This is a genomic window from Nocardioides seonyuensis (assembly GCF_004683965.1).
Classification (GTDB): domain Bacteria; phylum Actinomycetota; class Actinomycetes; order Propionibacteriales; family Nocardioidaceae; genus Nocardioides; species Nocardioides seonyuensis.
Genome location: NZ_CP038436.1, coordinates 2,915,571 through 2,931,952, shown reverse-complemented (window position 1 = coordinate 2,931,952; position 16,382 = coordinate 2,915,571). Strand labels below are relative to the sequence as shown.

20 protein-coding genes are annotated in these 16,382 nt (G+C 69.0%); 3 read left to right on the top strand and 17 right to left on the bottom strand.

What is annotated here, in order from left to right:
* Positions 1–88: 88 nt before the first annotated feature.
* From EXE58_RS14270 to EXE58_RS14260, 3 genes are read left to right on the top strand one after another with little or no spacing between them, the layout of a single operon-like run.
* Complete coding sequence (locus tag EXE58_RS14270) at positions 89–661, top strand: cob(I)yrinic acid a,c-diamide adenosyltransferase (RefSeq protein WP_135268500.1); 573 nt, start codon at positions 89–91, stop codon at positions 659–661.
* 9 nt (positions 662–670) lie between these two features.
* A complete protein-coding gene (locus EXE58_RS14265) occupies positions 671–1,255 on the top strand; it encodes a GNAT family N-acetyltransferase (protein ID WP_135268499.1) in 585 nt (194 codons plus the stop codon).
* Positions 1,252–1,797, top strand: coding sequence for an O-acetyl-ADP-ribose deacetylase (locus EXE58_RS14260; protein ID WP_135268498.1), 546 nt, complete (start codon positions 1,252–1,254; stop codon positions 1,795–1,797). Before EXE58_RS14265 ends, EXE58_RS14260 begins: the two co-directional genes overlap by 4 nt.
* Here EXE58_RS14260 and EXE58_RS14255 read toward each other — a convergent pair.
* The 17 genes from EXE58_RS14255 to rho all read right to left on the bottom strand — a co-directional run bounded on the left by EXE58_RS14255 (position 1,736) and on the right by rho (position 16,299).
* On the bottom strand, positions 1,736–2,179 hold the full coding sequence (locus tag EXE58_RS14255) for a DUF2550 domain-containing protein (protein ID WP_135268497.1): 444 nt from the start codon (positions 2,177–2,179) through the stop codon (positions 1,736–1,738). The two genes, EXE58_RS14260 and EXE58_RS14255, sit on opposite strands and share 62 nt — an antisense overlap.
* Before the next feature lie 123 nt (positions 2,180–2,302).
* Positions 2,303–2,698, bottom strand: a complete 396-nt coding sequence (locus EXE58_RS14250; RefSeq protein ID WP_135268496.1) for a F0F1 ATP synthase subunit epsilon — start codon at positions 2,696–2,698, stop codon at positions 2,303–2,305.
* Positions 2,698–4,155: a F0F1 ATP synthase subunit beta gene (atpD, locus tag EXE58_RS14245; RefSeq protein ID WP_135268495.1), complete on the bottom strand. Its 1,458-nt coding sequence runs from the start codon at positions 4,153–4,155 to the stop codon at positions 2,698–2,700. The genes EXE58_RS14250 and atpD overlap by 1 nt, the downstream gene beginning before the upstream one ends.
* Before the next feature lie 3 nt (positions 4,156–4,158).
* The gene (locus EXE58_RS14240) at positions 4,159–5,091 is read right to left on the bottom strand and encodes a F0F1 ATP synthase subunit gamma (protein ID WP_135268494.1); all 933 of its coding nucleotides are present in this window, start codon (positions 5,089–5,091) and stop codon (positions 4,159–4,161) included.
* Between the two features lie 3 nt (positions 5,092–5,094).
* Positions 5,095–6,738 carry a F0F1 ATP synthase subunit alpha gene (gene atpA / locus EXE58_RS14235; RefSeq protein ID WP_135268493.1) on the bottom strand — a complete coding sequence of 548 codons (1,644 nt, stop codon included), beginning with the start codon at positions 6,736–6,738 and terminating at the stop codon, positions 5,095–5,097.
* A gap of 64 nt (positions 6,739–6,802) precedes the next feature.
* On the bottom strand, positions 6,803–7,618 hold the full coding sequence (locus tag EXE58_RS14230) for a F0F1 ATP synthase subunit delta (RefSeq protein ID WP_135268492.1): 816 nt from the start codon (positions 7,616–7,618) through the stop codon (positions 6,803–6,805).
* Positions 7,618–8,181 carry a F0F1 ATP synthase subunit B gene (locus EXE58_RS14225; RefSeq protein ID WP_135268491.1) on the bottom strand — a complete coding sequence of 188 codons (564 nt, stop codon included), beginning with the start codon at positions 8,179–8,181 and terminating at the stop codon, positions 7,618–7,620. Before EXE58_RS14225 ends, EXE58_RS14230 begins: the two co-directional genes overlap by 1 nt.
* A gap of 32 nt (positions 8,182–8,213) precedes the next feature.
* Positions 8,214–8,402, bottom strand: a complete 189-nt coding sequence (atpE, locus tag EXE58_RS14220; RefSeq protein WP_207208869.1) for an ATP synthase F0 subunit C — start codon at positions 8,400–8,402, stop codon at positions 8,214–8,216.
* A 104-nt stretch (positions 8,403–8,506) separates the two neighbouring features.
* Positions 8,507–9,331: a F0F1 ATP synthase subunit A gene (gene atpB / locus EXE58_RS14215; protein ID WP_244242239.1), complete on the bottom strand. Its 825-nt coding sequence runs from the start codon at positions 9,329–9,331 to the stop codon at positions 8,507–8,509.
* A complete protein-coding gene (locus EXE58_RS14210) occupies positions 9,328–9,627 on the bottom strand; it encodes an AtpZ/AtpI family protein (RefSeq protein ID WP_135268489.1) in 300 nt (99 codons plus the stop codon). Before EXE58_RS14210 ends, atpB begins: the two co-directional genes overlap by 4 nt.
* On the bottom strand, positions 9,624–10,094 hold the full coding sequence (locus EXE58_RS14205; protein ID WP_135268488.1) for a hypothetical protein: 471 nt from the start codon (positions 10,092–10,094) through the stop codon (positions 9,624–9,626). Before EXE58_RS14205 ends, EXE58_RS14210 begins: the two co-directional genes overlap by 4 nt.
* A 139-nt stretch (positions 10,095–10,233) precedes the next feature.
* Positions 10,234–11,370 carry an MraY family glycosyltransferase gene (locus EXE58_RS14200; RefSeq protein ID WP_135268487.1) on the bottom strand — a complete coding sequence of 379 codons (1,137 nt, stop codon included), beginning with the start codon at positions 11,368–11,370 and terminating at the stop codon, positions 10,234–10,236.
* A gap of 16 nt (positions 11,371–11,386) precedes the next feature.
* Entirely contained in the window at positions 11,387–12,052 is a 666-nt protein-coding gene (locus EXE58_RS14195) for an L-threonylcarbamoyladenylate synthase (protein WP_135268486.1), read from the bottom strand.
* On the bottom strand, positions 12,049–12,900 hold the full coding sequence (gene prmC / locus EXE58_RS14190; RefSeq protein WP_135268485.1) for a peptide chain release factor N(5)-glutamine methyltransferase: 852 nt from the start codon (positions 12,898–12,900) through the stop codon (positions 12,049–12,051). Before prmC ends, EXE58_RS14195 begins: the two co-directional genes overlap by 4 nt.
* A gap of 5 nt (positions 12,901–12,905) precedes the next feature.
* Positions 12,906–13,979 (bottom strand): peptide chain release factor 1, encoded by a 1,074-nt coding sequence (gene prfA / locus EXE58_RS14185; protein ID WP_135268484.1) that lies wholly within the window; start codon positions 13,977–13,979, stop codon positions 12,906–12,908.
* A 94-nt stretch (positions 13,980–14,073) separates the two neighbouring features.
* Positions 14,074–14,322 carry a 50S ribosomal protein L31 gene (rpmE, locus tag EXE58_RS14180; RefSeq protein WP_135268483.1) on the bottom strand — a complete coding sequence of 83 codons (249 nt, stop codon included), beginning with the start codon at positions 14,320–14,322 and terminating at the stop codon, positions 14,074–14,076.
* A gap of 126 nt (positions 14,323–14,448) precedes the next feature.
* Entirely contained in the window at positions 14,449–16,299 is a 1,851-nt protein-coding gene (gene rho, locus EXE58_RS14175; RefSeq protein WP_244242238.1) for a transcription termination factor Rho, read from the bottom strand.
* Positions 16,300–16,382: the final 83 nt, after the last annotated feature.

The window sequence follows — 16,382 nt, the reverse complement described above, 5'->3', positions numbered from 1 at the left end:
CGACGTCATCCCACCAGGTTCGGTTGCATTCCAGCCAGCGATTTCCGGACTGGTCCAGCCCGGCCTCAGCAGCGCTACCCTCGGCGGCATGGTCAACCTCACCCGCATCTACACCCGGACCGGCGACGCCGGTCAGACCCGGCTCGGCGACATGAGCACCACCACGAAGACAGACCTGCGGCTGGAGGCCTACGCCACGGTCGACGAGGCCAACGCCTTCATCGGCGTCGCCCTGGCCGACGCCGGGCTCGACGAGGACGTCGCAACAGTGCTCACGCGGATCCAGAACGACCTCTTCGACGTGGGGGCCGACTTCTGCACCCCGGTCGTCCAAGACCCCGAGTTCCCCCCGCTGCGCATCGAGCAGGACTACGTCGACCGGCTGGAGGGATGGTGCGACCACTACAACGAGACGCTGCCCAACCTGCGCTCGTTCATCCTCAACGGCGGCACCCCCGGTGCCGCCCACCTGCACGTCGCGCGCACCGTCGTACGACGTGCCGAGCGGGCGGGCTGGGCCGCCTGGGCCGAGCACGAGGAGACCATGAACCTGCTCGCGATCAAGTACCTCAACCGACTCTCCGACCTGCTCTTCATCCTCGCCAGGCACGCGAACCGGGAGAATGGCGACGTGCTGTGGAAGCCCGGCGGCGAGAGGTAGTCACGCGGCATGACCTCCGAGGCCTGGACGACGCAACCGGTCACGGCCGAGCGCTTCGACGACTTCGCCGACGTCATCAACCCCAACCGTCGCAGCACGCACTGCTGGTGCCTCTCGCACCGCCTGCGGGCCAAGGACATCGACGAGCTCGGTGACGGCAGCCGCGAGTCGGCTGCGCGCGCGCTGGCGGCGCGGCCGGGTGGCTTCGGGGTGATCACCTATCGCGACGAGCTCCCCGTGGGCTGGTGCCACGTCGCCCCGCGCAGCGACATCCCGCGGCTGGTGGCCTCCAAGCTCATCAGACCGGTGGACGACCTGCCCGTCTGGAGCATCATCTGCGTCGTCGTACGGTCGGGGCACCGCAGGCAGGGAGTGACCGCGCAGCTCATCGAGGGTGCGGTGGCGCACGCCGCCGCACACGGCGCCCCGGCCGTGGAGACCTATCCCGTCGACCCCGCGGGTCGGATGGACCTCACCATGGCCTTCGTCGGCACCCGCGCGATGTTCGAGCGGCAGGGCTTCGAGGTGGTCGGGCAGACCGATGCCGTCGCCAGCAAGATGCCGCGCCTGGTGATGAGGCGGATGATCGCGTGATCACCGCCGTGCACGCCGACATCACCACCCTCGACGTCGACGTGGTGGTCAACGCCGCCAACCGGGCCATGCGCGGAGGCGGCGGGGTGGACGGGGCGATCCACAGGGCCGGCGGACCGGCCGTGCTCGCCGACTGCGTCCGGAGGTTCCCCCACGGCCTGGCCACCGGTGACGCGGGGTGGACGACCGCCGGGAAGATGCCGGCACGCTGGGTGGTCCACACGGTCGGGCCGAACTACGGGGCGGGCGAGACCGACCGCGGGTTGCTCGTCTCCTGCTACCGCCGCTCCCTGGAGGTCGCAGAGAACCTGGGCGCTCGCAGCATCGCGTTTCCCCTGATCAGCGCAGGGGTCTACCGATGGCCGCGCGCCGATGCGATCGCCGTCGCCGTGGAGTCGGTGATGTCGGCCGCCACCTCCCTGGAGGACATCCGGCTGGTGGCCTACGACGCGGCGACCCAGTCCGCCATCGAGGCCGAGCTCAGCGCCGGTTCCAGTCGGTCCCCGGAGGACCCGCCTCCAGCCACGACTGGAAGCCCGTGAGCGAGGACTGACTCATCGCCAGCTCGACGGGGACCCCACGGTGCATGCAGGAGACCACCACGTGACCGGCGTAGAGCGAGAGCTGCTCGCCACCCTCAGGCGGTCGTCGACCCGTGTAGGCCAGGTGGTCGCGGTGCCACACGTGCTTGGGCTTCGGCGACAGCGAGAAGATTCGGAACCACTCCAGGTCGTCGCCGCTGTAGCGCCCGACTCCCAGGGCCCACCCACGGCCCGGACGGTCGCTCCGCTCGCGCGAGCTGAGCTCGAAGGTACCGCCGTGCCGGGCCAGGATGCGCCTGCGGACGATGAGGGCCAGGCCGTAGAGCAGGACGAGGAGCAGCAGCAGTCCGACGGCGTCGAGCACCCATGCCCAGAGCGGCATTCACACCCTCCCACAAGCTTCGACGGCGGCCGAGACCCACACGAGCGGGGCCGCGAACCACAAAGGTGAGCGCACGGATCGACTGATCCGTGCGCTCACCCTAGCGTCAGGCTTGATCGGCCCTCAGGAGGCCCGCTCCACGGCCCGGATGCGGGCCTCGGCGCGGCGGACAGCCTCGGCAGCCTCGTCGTCGTTCTCGCCGGCGGACTTGGCCCGCTCGAGGTCCTGGCGTGCCTTCTCGAGGTCGATCTCGTGCGACATCTCGGCGTACTCGGACAGGATCGAGACCCGGTTGTTGGCCACGGACAGGAAGCCCGCGTCGACGGCTGCGACCCAGGTCTCGCCCTCGGCGGTCTGCACGTCGACGACCCCCTCGATGATCACGGAGAGGACCGGGGCGTGGCCCGGCAGGATCCCGACGTCACCCTCGGTCGTGCGGGCGATCACCATCTTCGCCTCGCCCGACCACACGAGTCGGTCGGCTGCGACGAGCTCGACGTGGAGAGTTGAGCCAGCCATCACAGGCTCTTCTGGATCTCAGCCCACTTGGCCTCGACGTCGTCCAGGCCACCACACATGAAGAACGCCTGCTCGGCCACGTGGTCGTACTCACCGTCGGCGATCTTGTTGAACGCCTCGATGGTGTCGGCAACCGGAACGGTCGAGCCCTCGATGCCGGTGAACTGCTTGGCGACGTAGGTGTTCTGCGAGAGGAACCGCTGGATGCGCCGAGCCCGCGAGACGATGATCTTGTCCTCTTCGGAGAGCTCGTCGACACCGAGGATCGCGATGATGTCCTGGAGCTCCTTGTTGCGCTGCAGGATCTGCTTCACGCGGATCGCGCAGTCGTAGTGGGCCTGGCCGATGTACTGCGGGTCGAGGATCCGCGAGGTCGACGTCAGCGGGTCCACCGCAGGGTAGATGCCGAGCGAGGCGATCTCACGCGAGAGCTCGGTCGTGGCGTCCAGGTGCGCGAACGTCGTGGCCGGCGCCGGGTCGGTGTAGTCGTCGGCGGGGACGTAGATCGCCTGCAGCGAGGTGATCGAGTGACCGCGGGTCGAGGTGATGCGCTCCTGCAGCTGACCCATCTCGTCGGCGAGGTTGGGCTGGTAGCCCACCGCGGACGGCATGCGACCGAGCAGCGTGGAGACCTCGGAGCCGGCCTGGGTGAAGCGGAAGATGTTGTCGATGAAGAGCAGCACGTCCTGCTTCTTCACGTCGCGGAAGTACTCCGCCATCGTGAGCGCCGAGAGGGCCACGCGCAGACGCGTGCCCGGCGGCTCGTCCATCTGGCCGAAGACGAGGGCCGTCTGTCCGAGGACTCCGGCCTCCTCCATCTCGACGATGAGGTCATTGCCCTCACGGGTGCGCTCACCGACGCCGGCGAACACCGACACACCGCCGTGGTCCTTGGCGACTCGCGCGATCATCTCCTGGATGAGCACGGTCTTGCCGACGCCCGCGCCGCCGAACAGGCCGATCTTGCCGCCCTGCACGTAGGGGGTGAGCAGGTCGATGACCTTGATGCCGGTCTCGAACATCTGGGTCTTGGACTCCAGCTGGTCGAAGGCCGGCGCCTTGCGGTGGATGCCCCAGCGCTCGGCGGGCTCGAAGGTCTCGCCCTCCTCGAGGTTGAGGACGTCACCGGTGGTGTTGAACACCTTGCCGAGCGTGGCGTCGCCCACCGGCACCGTGATCGACTCGCCGGTGTCGATGACCTGACCGCCGCGGACCAGGCCGTCGGTGGGCTTCATCGAGATGGCGCGGACCATGCCGTCGCCGATGTGCTGGGCGACCTCGAGGATGATCGTCTTGGTCTCGCCGCTCAGCTCGAACTCGCACGTCAGTGCGTTGTAGATGGCAGGCATCCCGTCGGTCGGGAACTCGATGTCCACGACCGGGCCGATGACCCGCGCGATGCGGCCCGTGGAGCCGCCCGCCGTGGTCTCTGCGGACTCGTTGATTGTGGCAGTCATATCTCATTCACTCCCGGCTTGTGCGTCGGCGAGGGCGTTGACGCCACCGACGATCTCGCTGATTTCCTGGGTAATGCCAGCCTGGCGAGCCTGGTTGGCGATGCGCTTGTACTTCTTGATGAGCTCGTCGGCGTTGTCGGTGGCAGCCTTCATCGCCTTCTGGCGAGCGGCCAGCTCGGAGGCGGCCGCCTGCAGCAGGGCGAAGAAGATCCGGCTCTGCACGTAGCGCGGCAGCAGTGAGTCCAGGACGTCGCTGGGCGACGGCTCGAACTCGTAGAGCGGCAGCACGTCCTCGGCCGCCGGCTTCTCCTCGCCCTCCACGACCTCGAGGGGCAGCAGCCGCACCGCGGTGGGCTCCTGGCTGAGCATCGAGCGGAACCGCGTGTAGATCACGTGGACCTCGTCGACACCAGGGGCGGTGTCCTGCTCGGGCGCCTCCCCGGTCTCGTTGAGGAAGGCGGAGATCAGCGTGGCGCCGATGTCCTGGGCGACGTCGTAGGTCGGCTGGTCGGAGAAGCCGGTCCACGCCTGCACGATCGGGCGCTGGCGGAACTTGAAGTAGGCCTCGCCCTTGCGACCGGAGATGTAGAGGTCGACGTCCTTGCCCTCGCCCTTGAGCTTCTCGATGAGACGCTCGGCCTCCTTGAGCACGCTCGAGGAGTAGGCGCCGGCGAGTCCCCGGTCGGAGGTGACGATGAGGATCGCCGCCTTCGTGGGGTTCTCCGGCTCCACCGTCAACGCGTGGTCGACGTTGGAGAAGGTGGCGACGGCCGAGACCGCCCGCGTGAGCTCACGCGCGTAGGGCGCGGCCGCCTGGGCCCGCTGCTGTGCCTTGATGATGCGGGACGCGGCGATGAGCTCCATGGCACGCGTGATCTTCTTCATCGACTCCGTCGACTTGATCCGCGCGCGGTACTCGCGTACCGAGAGAGCCATGTGTCAGCCCCGCTTCTGCTTGACGATCTGCTCCTGCTCGACGTCCTCGTCCTCGAGAGCGACGTGCTCCTCCTTGCCGGCCTTGATGCTCTGGCCGTCAGAGGTCTCGAACTGGTCGAGGAAGGAGTCGTAGGCCTTGGCGAGCTCGGCCTCGGTGGAGTCCTCGAACTTCAGCGACTCGCGGATGCCGGCGAGGATGCCCTCGTGGCTGCGACGGAGGTAGTCGAGGAACTCGTTCTCGAACCGCAGCACGTCGTCGGTCGGGACGCGGTCGAGACGACCGGAGGTCCCGGTCCAGAGGGAGACGGTCATCTCCTCCACCGGGTAGGGGGAGTACTGGGGCTGCTTGAGCAGCGCCATCAGGCGCTGACCCCGGTCGAGCTGCTGACGCGAGGCCGCGTCCAGGTCGGAGGCGAACATCGCGAACGCCTCCATGGCGCGGAACTGCGCCAGGTCGACCTTCAGCGAGCCGGTGACCGCCTTCATCGCCTTGGTCATCGCCGAGCCGCCGACTCGCGAGACCGAGACACCCACGTCGATGGCGGGGCGCTGGTTGGCCGCGAACAGGTCGGACTGCAGGAAGATCTGACCGTCGGTGATCGAGATGACGTTGGTCGGGATGAACGCCGAGACGTCGTTCGCCTTGGTCTCGATGATCGGCAGACCCGTCATCGAGCCCTTGCCCATCTCGTCGGAGAGCTTCGCGCAACGCTCGAGCAACCGGCTGTGCAGGTAGAACACGTCGCCGGGGTAGGCCTCACGGCCCGGCGGACGACGCAGCAGCAGCGACACGGCGCGGTAGGCCTCGGCCTGCTTGGTCAGGTCGTCGAAGACGATGAGGACGTGCTTGCCGTCGTACATCCAGTGCTGGCCGATGGCCGAGCCGGTGTAGGGGGCGAGGTACTTGAAGCCGGCCGAGTCGGACGCGGGAGAGGCCACGATCGTGGTGTACTCCAGGGCGCCGGCCTCTTCCAGCGCCCCGCGCACGGCGGCGATGGTCGAGCCCTTCTGACCGATGGCGACATAGATGCAGCGAACCTGCTTGTCGGGGTCGCCGGACTCCCAGTTGGCCTTCTGGTTGATGATCGTGTCGATCGCGATCGTGGTCTTGCCGGTCGAGCGGTCACCGATGATCAGCTGGCGCTGGCCGCGGCCGATCGGGGTCAGGGCGTCGATCGCCTTGATGCCCGTGGCCAGAGGCTCGTGCACCGACTTGCGCACCATCACGCCGGGGGCCTGGAGCTCCAGCGCGCGGCGACCCTCGAGGGGCGTGATCTCGCCCAGGCCGTCGATCGCGGTGCCCAGCGGGTCGACCACGCGACCGAGGTAGCCGTCACCGACGGGGACCGAGAGGATCTCGCCCGTACGACGGACGGTCTGGCCCTCCTCGATCTTGTCGAAGTCACCGAGCACCACGACGCCGACCTCACGGGTGTCGAGGTTGAGCGCGATACCGAGCGTCCCGTCCTCGAACTCGAGCAGCTCGTTGGCCATGACCGAGGGCAGGCCGCTCACGCGGGCGATGCCGTCAGCAGCCTCCGCGACCGTGCCGACCTCTTCCTTGCTGGCCGACTCGGGCTTGTAGTCGGACACGAAACGCTGCAGCGCGTCCCGGATCTCGTCCGGACGAATCGAAAGCTCCGTCATTTCCTCTTCCTCAAGTTCATCTGTACTGCTCGAAAGTATGGGCTGCTCGAAAAGCGTGAGCTGGTCACCCGGCCAGCTTGCGGCGGGCGTCGGCGAGTCGGGTCTCCACTGTGCCATCGATGACGTCGTCACCGATCTCCACCCGGAGGCCGCCGATGACCTCAGGGTCGATCACCACGTTGAGCTGGATCGGCCGGCCGTACTGGCGCGACAGGGCGTCGGCCAGGCGCTGGCGGTCGGCCTCGGCCAGGGGGTGTGCGACGCGCACGGTGGCCACGCGCTCGCCGTGCACCTCGGCCGCCACCTGCTGGTAGGTCGCGAGCGCAGCGGCGACCGTGCGGTAGGTGCCGGCCAGGGACTGCGTGGCCAAGGTGATCGTCGCCGGCAGCGCCTTGCCCTCGAGGAGTCCCCGCACCAGGGCGGACTTGTCCTCGACCGACCGGGAGGGGTCGGAGAGCGCGTCGCGCAGCCCGGGATTGTCGTTGACCGCCTGACCGAACGCGAACAGCTCGTCGGCCAGGCGTCCCGACTCGGTGCCTGCCGAGCGTACGACGGCGACCTCGCTGAGGGTCTCCAACGCGTCGGCGAGATCGCGAGAGACCGTCCAGCGACGGCTCACCGCCTCACCGACGAGGTCGAGGGAGACCTCGTCGACCTTGCCCGCGAGGAGCCCGGTCACGAGGTTCTTCTTCGCCGGCGCGTCCACGGACACGTCGGTCACCACCCGGCGGAGCGCCGCCTCGGACCGCAGCAGCGACGACACCGTGAACAGGTCGTCACCGATGCGGCTCGCGTCTGCGCCGCCCCCGAGCTTGCCGACCAGGATGCTGGTCAGGTCAGCCAGGGCGTCCGCGGAGGCTCCACGCATGGTGCGGGCCATCAGTTGACCCCGCTCCCGCTGGTCGTCGAGCCGTCGGACTCCAGCTCGGCGAGGAAGCGGTCGACTACGCGGCTCTGGCGAGCCTCGTCGTCCAGGCTCTCCCCGACGATGCGACCGGCCAGGCCGGTGGCGAGCGCCCCGACCTCGGCACGCAGGGAGGTGACCGCCTGCTGGCGCTCGGCCTCGATCTGCGCCTTGCCGTGCTCGACGATGCGCGAGGACTCGGCCTGGGCCTGCTCACGCATCTCCGCGACGATCTGGGCGCCCTGCTCGCGGGCCTCCTCGCGGATCCGCGCGGCCTCGTGCCGTGCGTCACCGAGCTGCTTCTCGAGCTCGGCGAGCTTGGCGTCGGCCTCGGCCTGCTTGGTCTCGGCCGCGGCAAGACCGCCTTCGATCGCCTGGGTGCGCTCGGCATACGTCTTCTCGAAGCTCGGGACGACGTACTTCTTCACTGCGAAGAAGAGGATCCCGAAGACGACGAGCGACAGGACGATCTCGATGGGGTGGGGAACCAGCGGATTGAGCTCCCCCTCGCCCGCCGCGAGGATGATCTGTGTCTGCATGGCAGTCTTTCGTCAGTCGGCGTGAGCCAGGGTCAGTTGAGGACGAACGCGAGCGCGATGCCGATGATGGCGAGCGCCTCCGCGAGGGCGAAGCCCAGGATGGCGATCGACTGCAGGCGACCCTGCGCCTCGGGCTGGCGAGCGACACCGGAGATGTAGGCCGCGAAGATCAGGCCGATACCGATACCGGGGCCGATGGCCGCCAGGCCGTAGCCGATCATGTTGAGCGAGCCGTTGAGAGTGCCTTCCACGGCAATCTTCCTTTCGGTTGGTGCTACGGAGTAGCTGGTGGGACAACTGGGGTGCGGCCGGGGCCGCGGGTGGATCAGTGCTCGTCTGCGAGAGCGCTCTGGATGTACATCGCGTTGAGCAGCACGAACACGTAGGCCTGCAGGAACTGGATCAGGATCTCCAGGAACGAGATGGCGATGAAGAGCAGCCACGCCAGGATGCCGACGGGCTTGACCAACGTGGCGCCGTGGAGGAGGAGGTACTCGCCGCCCAGGGCGAACAGGATGAGCAGGAGGTGGCCCGCCAGCATGTTGGCGAACAGACGAAGGGCCAGCGTGACCGGCCGGACGATGATGTTGGAGAGGAACTCCAGCGGGATCAGCAGCGCCAGGATCGGCCCGCCGACACCGGCCGGGACGGACTGGAGCTTGAGGTAGCCGCCGAAGCCGTGCTTCTTGATGCCGACCGCGTTGTAGATGATCCAGCTCAGCAGCGCGAGACCGTAGACCATGCCCGAACGGGAGAACGTCGGGAACTGGAGGAACGGGATCGAGGCGAAGAGGTTGTTGAGCAGGATGAAGAAGAACAGCGCGAAGAGGTAGGGGACGAAGCGCATGAAGTCGTGGCTGCCGAGGATGTCGCGACCCAGCGAGTTGCGCACGAAGTTGTAGCCCTGCTCACCGACGTACTGGAGCTTGCCGGGCACCATCGCCTGCTTCTTGGCGGCGTAGTGGAAGAACGCGAAGATCAGGACGGCCGACAGGACCAGCTGGATCATCGGCTTGGTGACGCCGAGATACATCGTCTGCCCCAGGAACTCGAACGTCCTGTCCGGGCCGATGGGGGGCAGGTTGAAGTCGCCCGGGCCCGGAGGCGTGAAGCCCTCCGCGCGGATCGCGGCAGTCGCGACGTCGTTCACCTGAGTTCTCCTGTGTCGTTCTTCTCGTCTTCGCTCAACTTGTCGAAGACCTGGGAGTAGGGCTTGTTGAATCTCGCCCACGTCATGTAGATGCCCATGCCGGCGCCGAACAGGATCCCGACGACCACCAGCCACGATGTCCCGAACCAGCGGTCAGCAGCCCACCCTGCCAGTCCGTAGACCAGCACGCCGGACACGATGAATCCGAACGCGTGCCACGGATCGCCGGTGGGCTCGACCGAGGGGCTGCTGTGGTCGGGCATCGCGTTGCGCACACTAGCAGTCGAGGAGGTCATGCCTCACCCCCGGGTGCGCGGTGGTCGGGGAGCTCGTAGACCGGGATCCGCAGCCTGGTGAACAGCCACACCTGGACGCCGAGCCACAGCATCGTCACGGAGATGACCGCGCCCGCGAACCACTCGCGGAACAGCTGTTGCCCACCGAGGTCCGAACGGACCAGCGCCAGCACGACGACGCCCATCAGGACGACCTGGAGCACGTAGGTCAGCAGGGCGATCAGCAACGACATCGCGGGGACCAGGCGGGCCACCGTGGCGACGACGAGCGTGCCGACGAGGAAGACGACCAGGGCGAGGCCGCCGCCGGCGAGCGCTCCCTTGAGGCCGGCCGACCCGGCTGCCACCTGGGCGATCACCCCCAGGATCACGACCAGGACCGCCGAGGCGACCGCTGCACCGAGGAGCGGGGAAGCACCGCGGCCGCGCGAGCGCGGCGGGGTGTCCTGCTTCGACTCGGTCGTCATGGTGGCGGCCGTTCTGTGGAGGGCGTTCTGGCGATCGACCAGCGTGTGGCCGGGACCCCGGAGAACGAGCCCCGAGGCGCTCGTGAAAACTATCACAAAGTCGCGGGACGCCACCAACCCGGCTCGTCCCCCGTGCTCCTCAGTCGAGTCGTGGGTCGCCCAGACCGGTCTTCGGCGGCCGGTGCAGGATCGGCAGCACGAAGGTGAGAGCGACCACCACGACGAACATCGCAGCCAGGCCCATCCACACCTGCTGCCCGCTGTAGAGGCTCACGAGCACCGCTCCGGTGGCGAGCAGGCCCGCCCACATCCACATGATGAAGACCGCCCGTCGTTGGGAGTGGCCGATCTCGAGGAGGCGGTGGTGGAGGTGCTGCTTGTCCGGGCTGAACGGCGAGCGGCCAGCACGGGTGCGTCGTACGACGGCGAGCACGAGGTCGAGCAGCGGCACCATCAGCAAGGAGACCGGCAGCATCACCGGGAGCACCGTCACGAAGAAGCTGTTGCCGCCGCTCTGGATCGCGTTGCCGTCGAACTGGCCGGTCAGGGTCAACGCGCTGGCGGAGAGGACCAGGCCGATGAGCATCGACCCCGAGTCGCCCATGAAGAGTCGGGCCGGGTGGAAGTTGTGGGGCAGGAAGCCGGCGCATGCGCCCGCGAGGGCAGCGCTGAGCAGGGCACCGGTGGTGGCCAGGGTCAGGTCGTTCTGGTCCGAGAGGATGTAGGTGAACAGGAAGAGTGCCAGGGCACCGATTCCCACCACGCCGGAAGCCAGCCCGTCCAGTCCGTCCACGAAGTTGACCGCGTTGATGGTGCCGATGACGACCAGCAGGGTCAGCAGGGCCGCCTGCGCGTTGTCCAGGGCGAACTGCGTGCCGTCGGGTCCCGGGAGGTAGTAGAGGCGCACGCCCTGCTGCACGAGAAGTCCAGCGACCAACAGCTGGCCACCGAACTTCGTCAGGGCGTCGAGGTCGAAGATGTCATCGAGCAGGCCCAGGGCGCAGACGAGCCCGCCACAGAGGACCACCGTGCCGGAGTCCTGGAAGACGAAGTCCTGACTTCGCGAGAGGAACGGCAGCTCGCGGGCCACGAGGTAGCCGGCCACGAGACCACCCAGCATCGCCAGCCCGCCGCCGTAGGGGATCGGCGTGGCGTGCACGTCACGGTCACGCACCTTCGCGACCGCACCGGTGCGCAACGCGATCTCGCGGGCGATGACCGTGAGGAGGTAGGTGACCACGAGGGCCACGAGGAAGACGAGGAGGTACTCCCGCATCGGGCGCTCGTCGCCCCTAGCCTTCGTCCGTCAGCGTGACGCCGTGGGGCTGCAGCACCGCGTTGAGAGCCTCGAGGGACAGGGCTCCCCGGCGTACGATCCGGCCCTGCGCGCCCGTGGTGTCCACGATGGTCGAGGCCTCTCCCCCACCGGAGGTGCCCGCGTCGACCACGACGCTGACGACGTCCCCGAGCATCTCCACCGCCGCATCGGCGTCCGTGGCGGCGGGCCGGCCGGTGAGGTTGGCCGAGCTCACCGCGAGCGGGCCGGTGCGCTCGAGGACGGCCAGGGCGAGCTGGTCGTCCGGCATGCGCACGGCGACGGTTCCCTGGGTGTCCCCGAGGTCCCAGGTCAGTGAGGGCTGCTGGAGGCAGATCAGGGTGAGCGGACCCGGCCAGAACTCCTGAACCAGTGGCTGGACCCAGTCAGGCAGGGCGACGGCCAGCGCCTGGAGGGTCGTCGCGCTCGAGACCAGGACAGGAGGCGGCATCTCACGACCCCGACCCTTCGCCGCGAGCAGGGCTCCGACCGCCTCGTGCGAGAAGGCGTCGGCGGCGATGCCGTAGACGGTGTCGGTCGGTATGACGACCAGCTCACCGCGGCGCACAGCGCCGGCGGCCGCCTCCACGGCAGCGTCGCGTTCGTCATCGGTCGAGGTGGGCAGCCTTTGCACGGGGGTCATGTTGCCAGTCGCGCGGTGAGGTACCTCGGACGACCCGCGAGATCGAGATGGTCGACCACCTCGCGCCAGTGTGGTCGGGCACGGAAGACTCCGGGCGCCGACTCACCCTGGGCGTCGGCGTGCTCGGCCCCCACGACGCCTCCCGGCCTCAGCAGCAGGCTCGCGCGCTGCTCGAGGAGGCGCATCGCGTCGAGGCCGTCCTGACCGGAGAAGAGCGCGAGGTGGGGGTCGTGGTCACGAGCCTCGAGGGCGACCGACTCCCATGCCTCGAGCGGGATGTAGGGCGGGTTGCACACGACGACGTCCACGGTGCCGGCGAGCTCCTCGAAAGCGGTGGCCATGTCGCCCTGACGCAGGTCGACGCCAGTGCCCTCCAGGTTGCGCTCGGCCCAGGCGAACGCGGACGGGTCCAGCTCGACGGCGTGGACGTCAGCCTCGGGGACCTCGTGGGCGACCGCCTTCGCGATGGCACCGGACCCGGTGCACAGATCGACGACGCGGCAGCTCCGGTTCTCGTGCTGGGACAGTCGTGCGGCCTCGATCGCCCACCCTGCGAGCAGCTCGGTCTCGGGGCGGGGCACGAAGACACCTGGGCCGACCGACAGCTCGACGTGGCGGAACGCGGCGGTCCCGGTCAGGTGCTGGAGCGGCTCACGCGCCGCACGACGGGCCACCAGGGCGTCGTACCGCCCGCGTGCCTGGTCGGAGACGTCGTCGAGCTCGAAGAGCCTCGCGCGGGTGGTTCCGTGGACGAACGCCAGCAGCTCGGCAGCGTCGTGCTCGGGACTCGCGACACCCGCCCCTGAGAGGGCGGTCACCGCGCCCCGGAGGACCTCCTGGCGGCGCACGGTGCTCACTCCTCCAACGACGCGAGGCGCGCCTCGAGGTCGGCGGTCACGGCGCTGTCGATGACAGGCCCCAGCTCGCCGTCGAGGACGGTGTCGAGGTTGTGGGCCTTGTAGCCCGTGCGGTGGTCGGAGATGCGGTTCTCGGGGAAGTTGTAGGTGCGGATCCGCTCGGACCGGTCCACCGTGCGGATCTGGCTCTTGCGTGCCTCACTGGCCTCGGCGTCGGCCTCCTCCTGGGCCGCCGCCAACAGCCGGGCACGCAGGATCCGCATAGCGGACTCCTTGTTCTGCAGCTGCGACTTCTCGTTCTGGCAGCTGACGACGATGCCTGTCGGCACATGCGTGATCCGGACTGCGGAGTCGGTGGTGTTGACGCTCTGACCACCCGGGCCGCTGGAGCGGAAGACGTCGATGCGCAGGTCGTTGTCGTCGACCACGACGTCGACCTGCTCGGCCTCCGGCATCACGAGCACTCCGGCCGCAGAGGTGTGCACGCGACCCTGGGACTCGGTCACCGGCACTCGCTGGACGCGGTGCACGCCGCCCTCGAACTTCAGCAGGGCGTAGGGCGCCTCTCCCGGCGCGGGGGTGCCCTTGGCCTTGACCGCCATCGTCACGGACTTGTAGCCGCCGAGGTCGGACTCGGTGGCGTCGAGGATCTCGGTACGCCACCCGCGGGTCTCGGCGAACCGGGAGTACATGCGGAGGAGGTCACCGGCGAACAGCGCTGACTCCTCACCACCCTCCCCCGACTTGACCTCGACGATGGCGTCCTTGGCGTCCGTCGGGTCGCGGGGCACGAGGAGGTGGCGCAGCCTCTCCTCGACCGTCGCACGCCGCGCGGTGAGCTCGTCGGCCTCGGCGGCGAACGCCGGGTCGTCGGCGGCGAGCTCGCGGGCGGCGTCGATGTCGCCCCCCAGGGCGAGCCACTCACGCCACGTGGCGAGCACGGCCGAGAGCTCGGCGTAGCGCTGGTTGAGCTGCTTGGCCAGTCGCTGGTCGGCGTGGGTCTCGGGGGCCCCCAGGCGCATCTCGAGCTCGGCGTGCTCGTTCGCGAGCCCGGCGACGGCCTCGAACACGGTGTGCTCCTTCTGCCGGGTGTCCGGCGACTGATGCGCTGAAAATGAGGAGCGCCGACCGCCCGCAGTGCGGGGGGTCGGCGCTGGTGCAGGGCTACTTGCTCTCTGCAGCGTCCTGGTCGGCAGCCTTCGCCGGCGCCTTCTTGGCGTAGCGGGCCTCGAAGCGGGCGACGCGGCCGCCGGTGTCGAGGATCTTCTGCTTGCCGGTGTAGAACGGGTGGCACTGCGAGCAGACGTCGGCGCGGATCGAGCCGGAGGTCGCGGTGCTGCGGGTGGTGAACGACGCACCGCAGGTGCAGGTCACCTGGGTCTCGACGTAGTCGGGGTGGATGTCCTTCTTCATGGGTGTCCTCTCGATTGCTCCGGGTCGTCCTCGCGCGGATGCGAACGACGTGAACCGGAACCGACGCACAAGTGTGCCACCGGGTCCAACAGCGGCGCCAATCCGCACATTCCTCGTCGCGCAGTGTCAGCGCGAGCTGGCGACGAGCTTCTCCACGGCCTGCTGGGTGGTGGCGTCGGCGAGCTTGCGGCGGAGGTCTCCGACCACGGCACCCTCGGCAGGCGCCAGCAGCTTCTCCTCGTGGCGGGTGCCGGACCTGGCGGGGTCGACGGCTGGCACCAGGCCCTGGGCAGCGCGCTCGCTGCTCAGGCGCAGCTCGAGGTTGGCCGTGCCGCGCAGCTCCTCGAAGAACAGCTCGTCGGTGGCCGACCCCGTCTCCACGAGCACGGAGGCGAGGATCGTCAGGGAGCCTGCATCCTCCAGCTTGCGAGCGGCCCCGAAGAGCTGCTTGGGAGGGTGCACGGCGGAGGCGTCGACTCCGCCGGCGAGCAGCCGGCCGTTGGCAGGTGCCGCCAGGTTGTAGGCGCGGCCCAGGCTGGTCAGCGAGTCGAGCAGCACGACGACGTCGTGACCGAGCTCGACGAGTCGCTTGGCCCGTTCGATGGCCAGCTCCGAGACCAGGACGTGGTCGGCGGGCGGGAGGTCGAAGGTGGAGGCGACGACCTCGCCCTTGACTGCCCGCCGGAAGTCGGTGACCTCCTCGGGCCGCGCACCGACGAGCACGACCATGAGGTGGCACTCGGGGTTGTTGGCGGTGACGGACGCGGCGAGCGAGCGCAGGATCGAGGTCGTGCCGGCTCGCGGCGGCGTCACGATCAGGCCGCGCTGACCCTTGCCGACAGGTGCGGCGATGTCGATGACCCGGCCGGTCACGTCCGTGGAGTCGGTCGCCAGCCGCAAGCGCTGGTGAGGGTGGACCGGCGTCGCGCTCGTGAACTCCGGGCGCTCGCGCGCGGACTCGGGGTCGGCGCCGTTCACGCTGTCGACGCGCACCATCGGGTTGAACTTCTCGCGGCGCTCCCCCTCGCGTGGCTGGCGCACCTGGCCGACCACCGCGTCACCCCTGCGCAGGCCGAACTTGCGGACCATCGACAACGAGAGGTAGACGTCCTCGCTGCCAGGCAGGTAGCCGGAGGTGCGGACGAACGCGTAGTTGTCCAGCACGTCGAGGATTCCGGCTGCGGGAACCAGGACGTCGTCCTCGAGGATCGTGGTGTCGGGCTCGTTGCGCCCGACGCGGGGCGCCTGGCGCTCGCGCCCGCGACGGCGGCGGTTGCGGCGGCTCCCGCCCTCACCGTCGTCGTCCCCGGACTGGTCCTGGTCCTGCCGGGACTGGTCCTGCCGGGACTGGTCCTGCTTGCCCTGCTCCTGCCGGGACTGGTCCTGCTTGCCCTGGTCCTGCCGGGACTGGTCCTGCTTGCCCTGGTCCTGCCGGGACTGGTCCTGCTTGCCCTGGTCCTGCCGGGACTGGTCCTGCTTGCCCTGGCGCTCCTGCTTCTGCTGGGCCTGCTGTCCCTTCGACCGGTCCTGCTTCGCACGCTCCTGCTTGCCCGAGTCCTGCTTGCCCGAGTCCTGCTTGCCCGAGTCCTGCTTGCCCGAGTCCTGCTTGGCAGAGTCCTGCTTGGCAGAGTCCTGCTTGCCAGAGTCCTGCTTGCCCGAGTCCTGCTTGCCGGCCTCCTGCGAGTCCGTTGAGCCGGTCGACTCGGCAGCACGCTCCTGGGCGGGCGGCGTGGTCGGCTCGTCCTTCGTCGCGCGCTGATCGGTCCGGGCCGGCTTGCTCACCGGCGTGCCCTGGTTCTTGATGGCCTCGACGAGCTGTGCCTTCTTCATCGAACCCGCGCCCGCGATTCCGAGCCCGGCGGCCATGGACTTCAGGTCGGCCAGCAGCATGGCGTTCAGCCCACCTCCACGCTTCTTGGCCGGCGGCGCGTCCGCTGCGGCGGAGGGTGCGGGAGTGTTCTCGGGGGTCTCGGTCACGTGAGTCCTTCACACGTTGCGCGGTCACGTCAGGGCCGTGAAGGGCCACTGCGGACCTCGGAGTTGAGGTGCCCGTGCGCGCG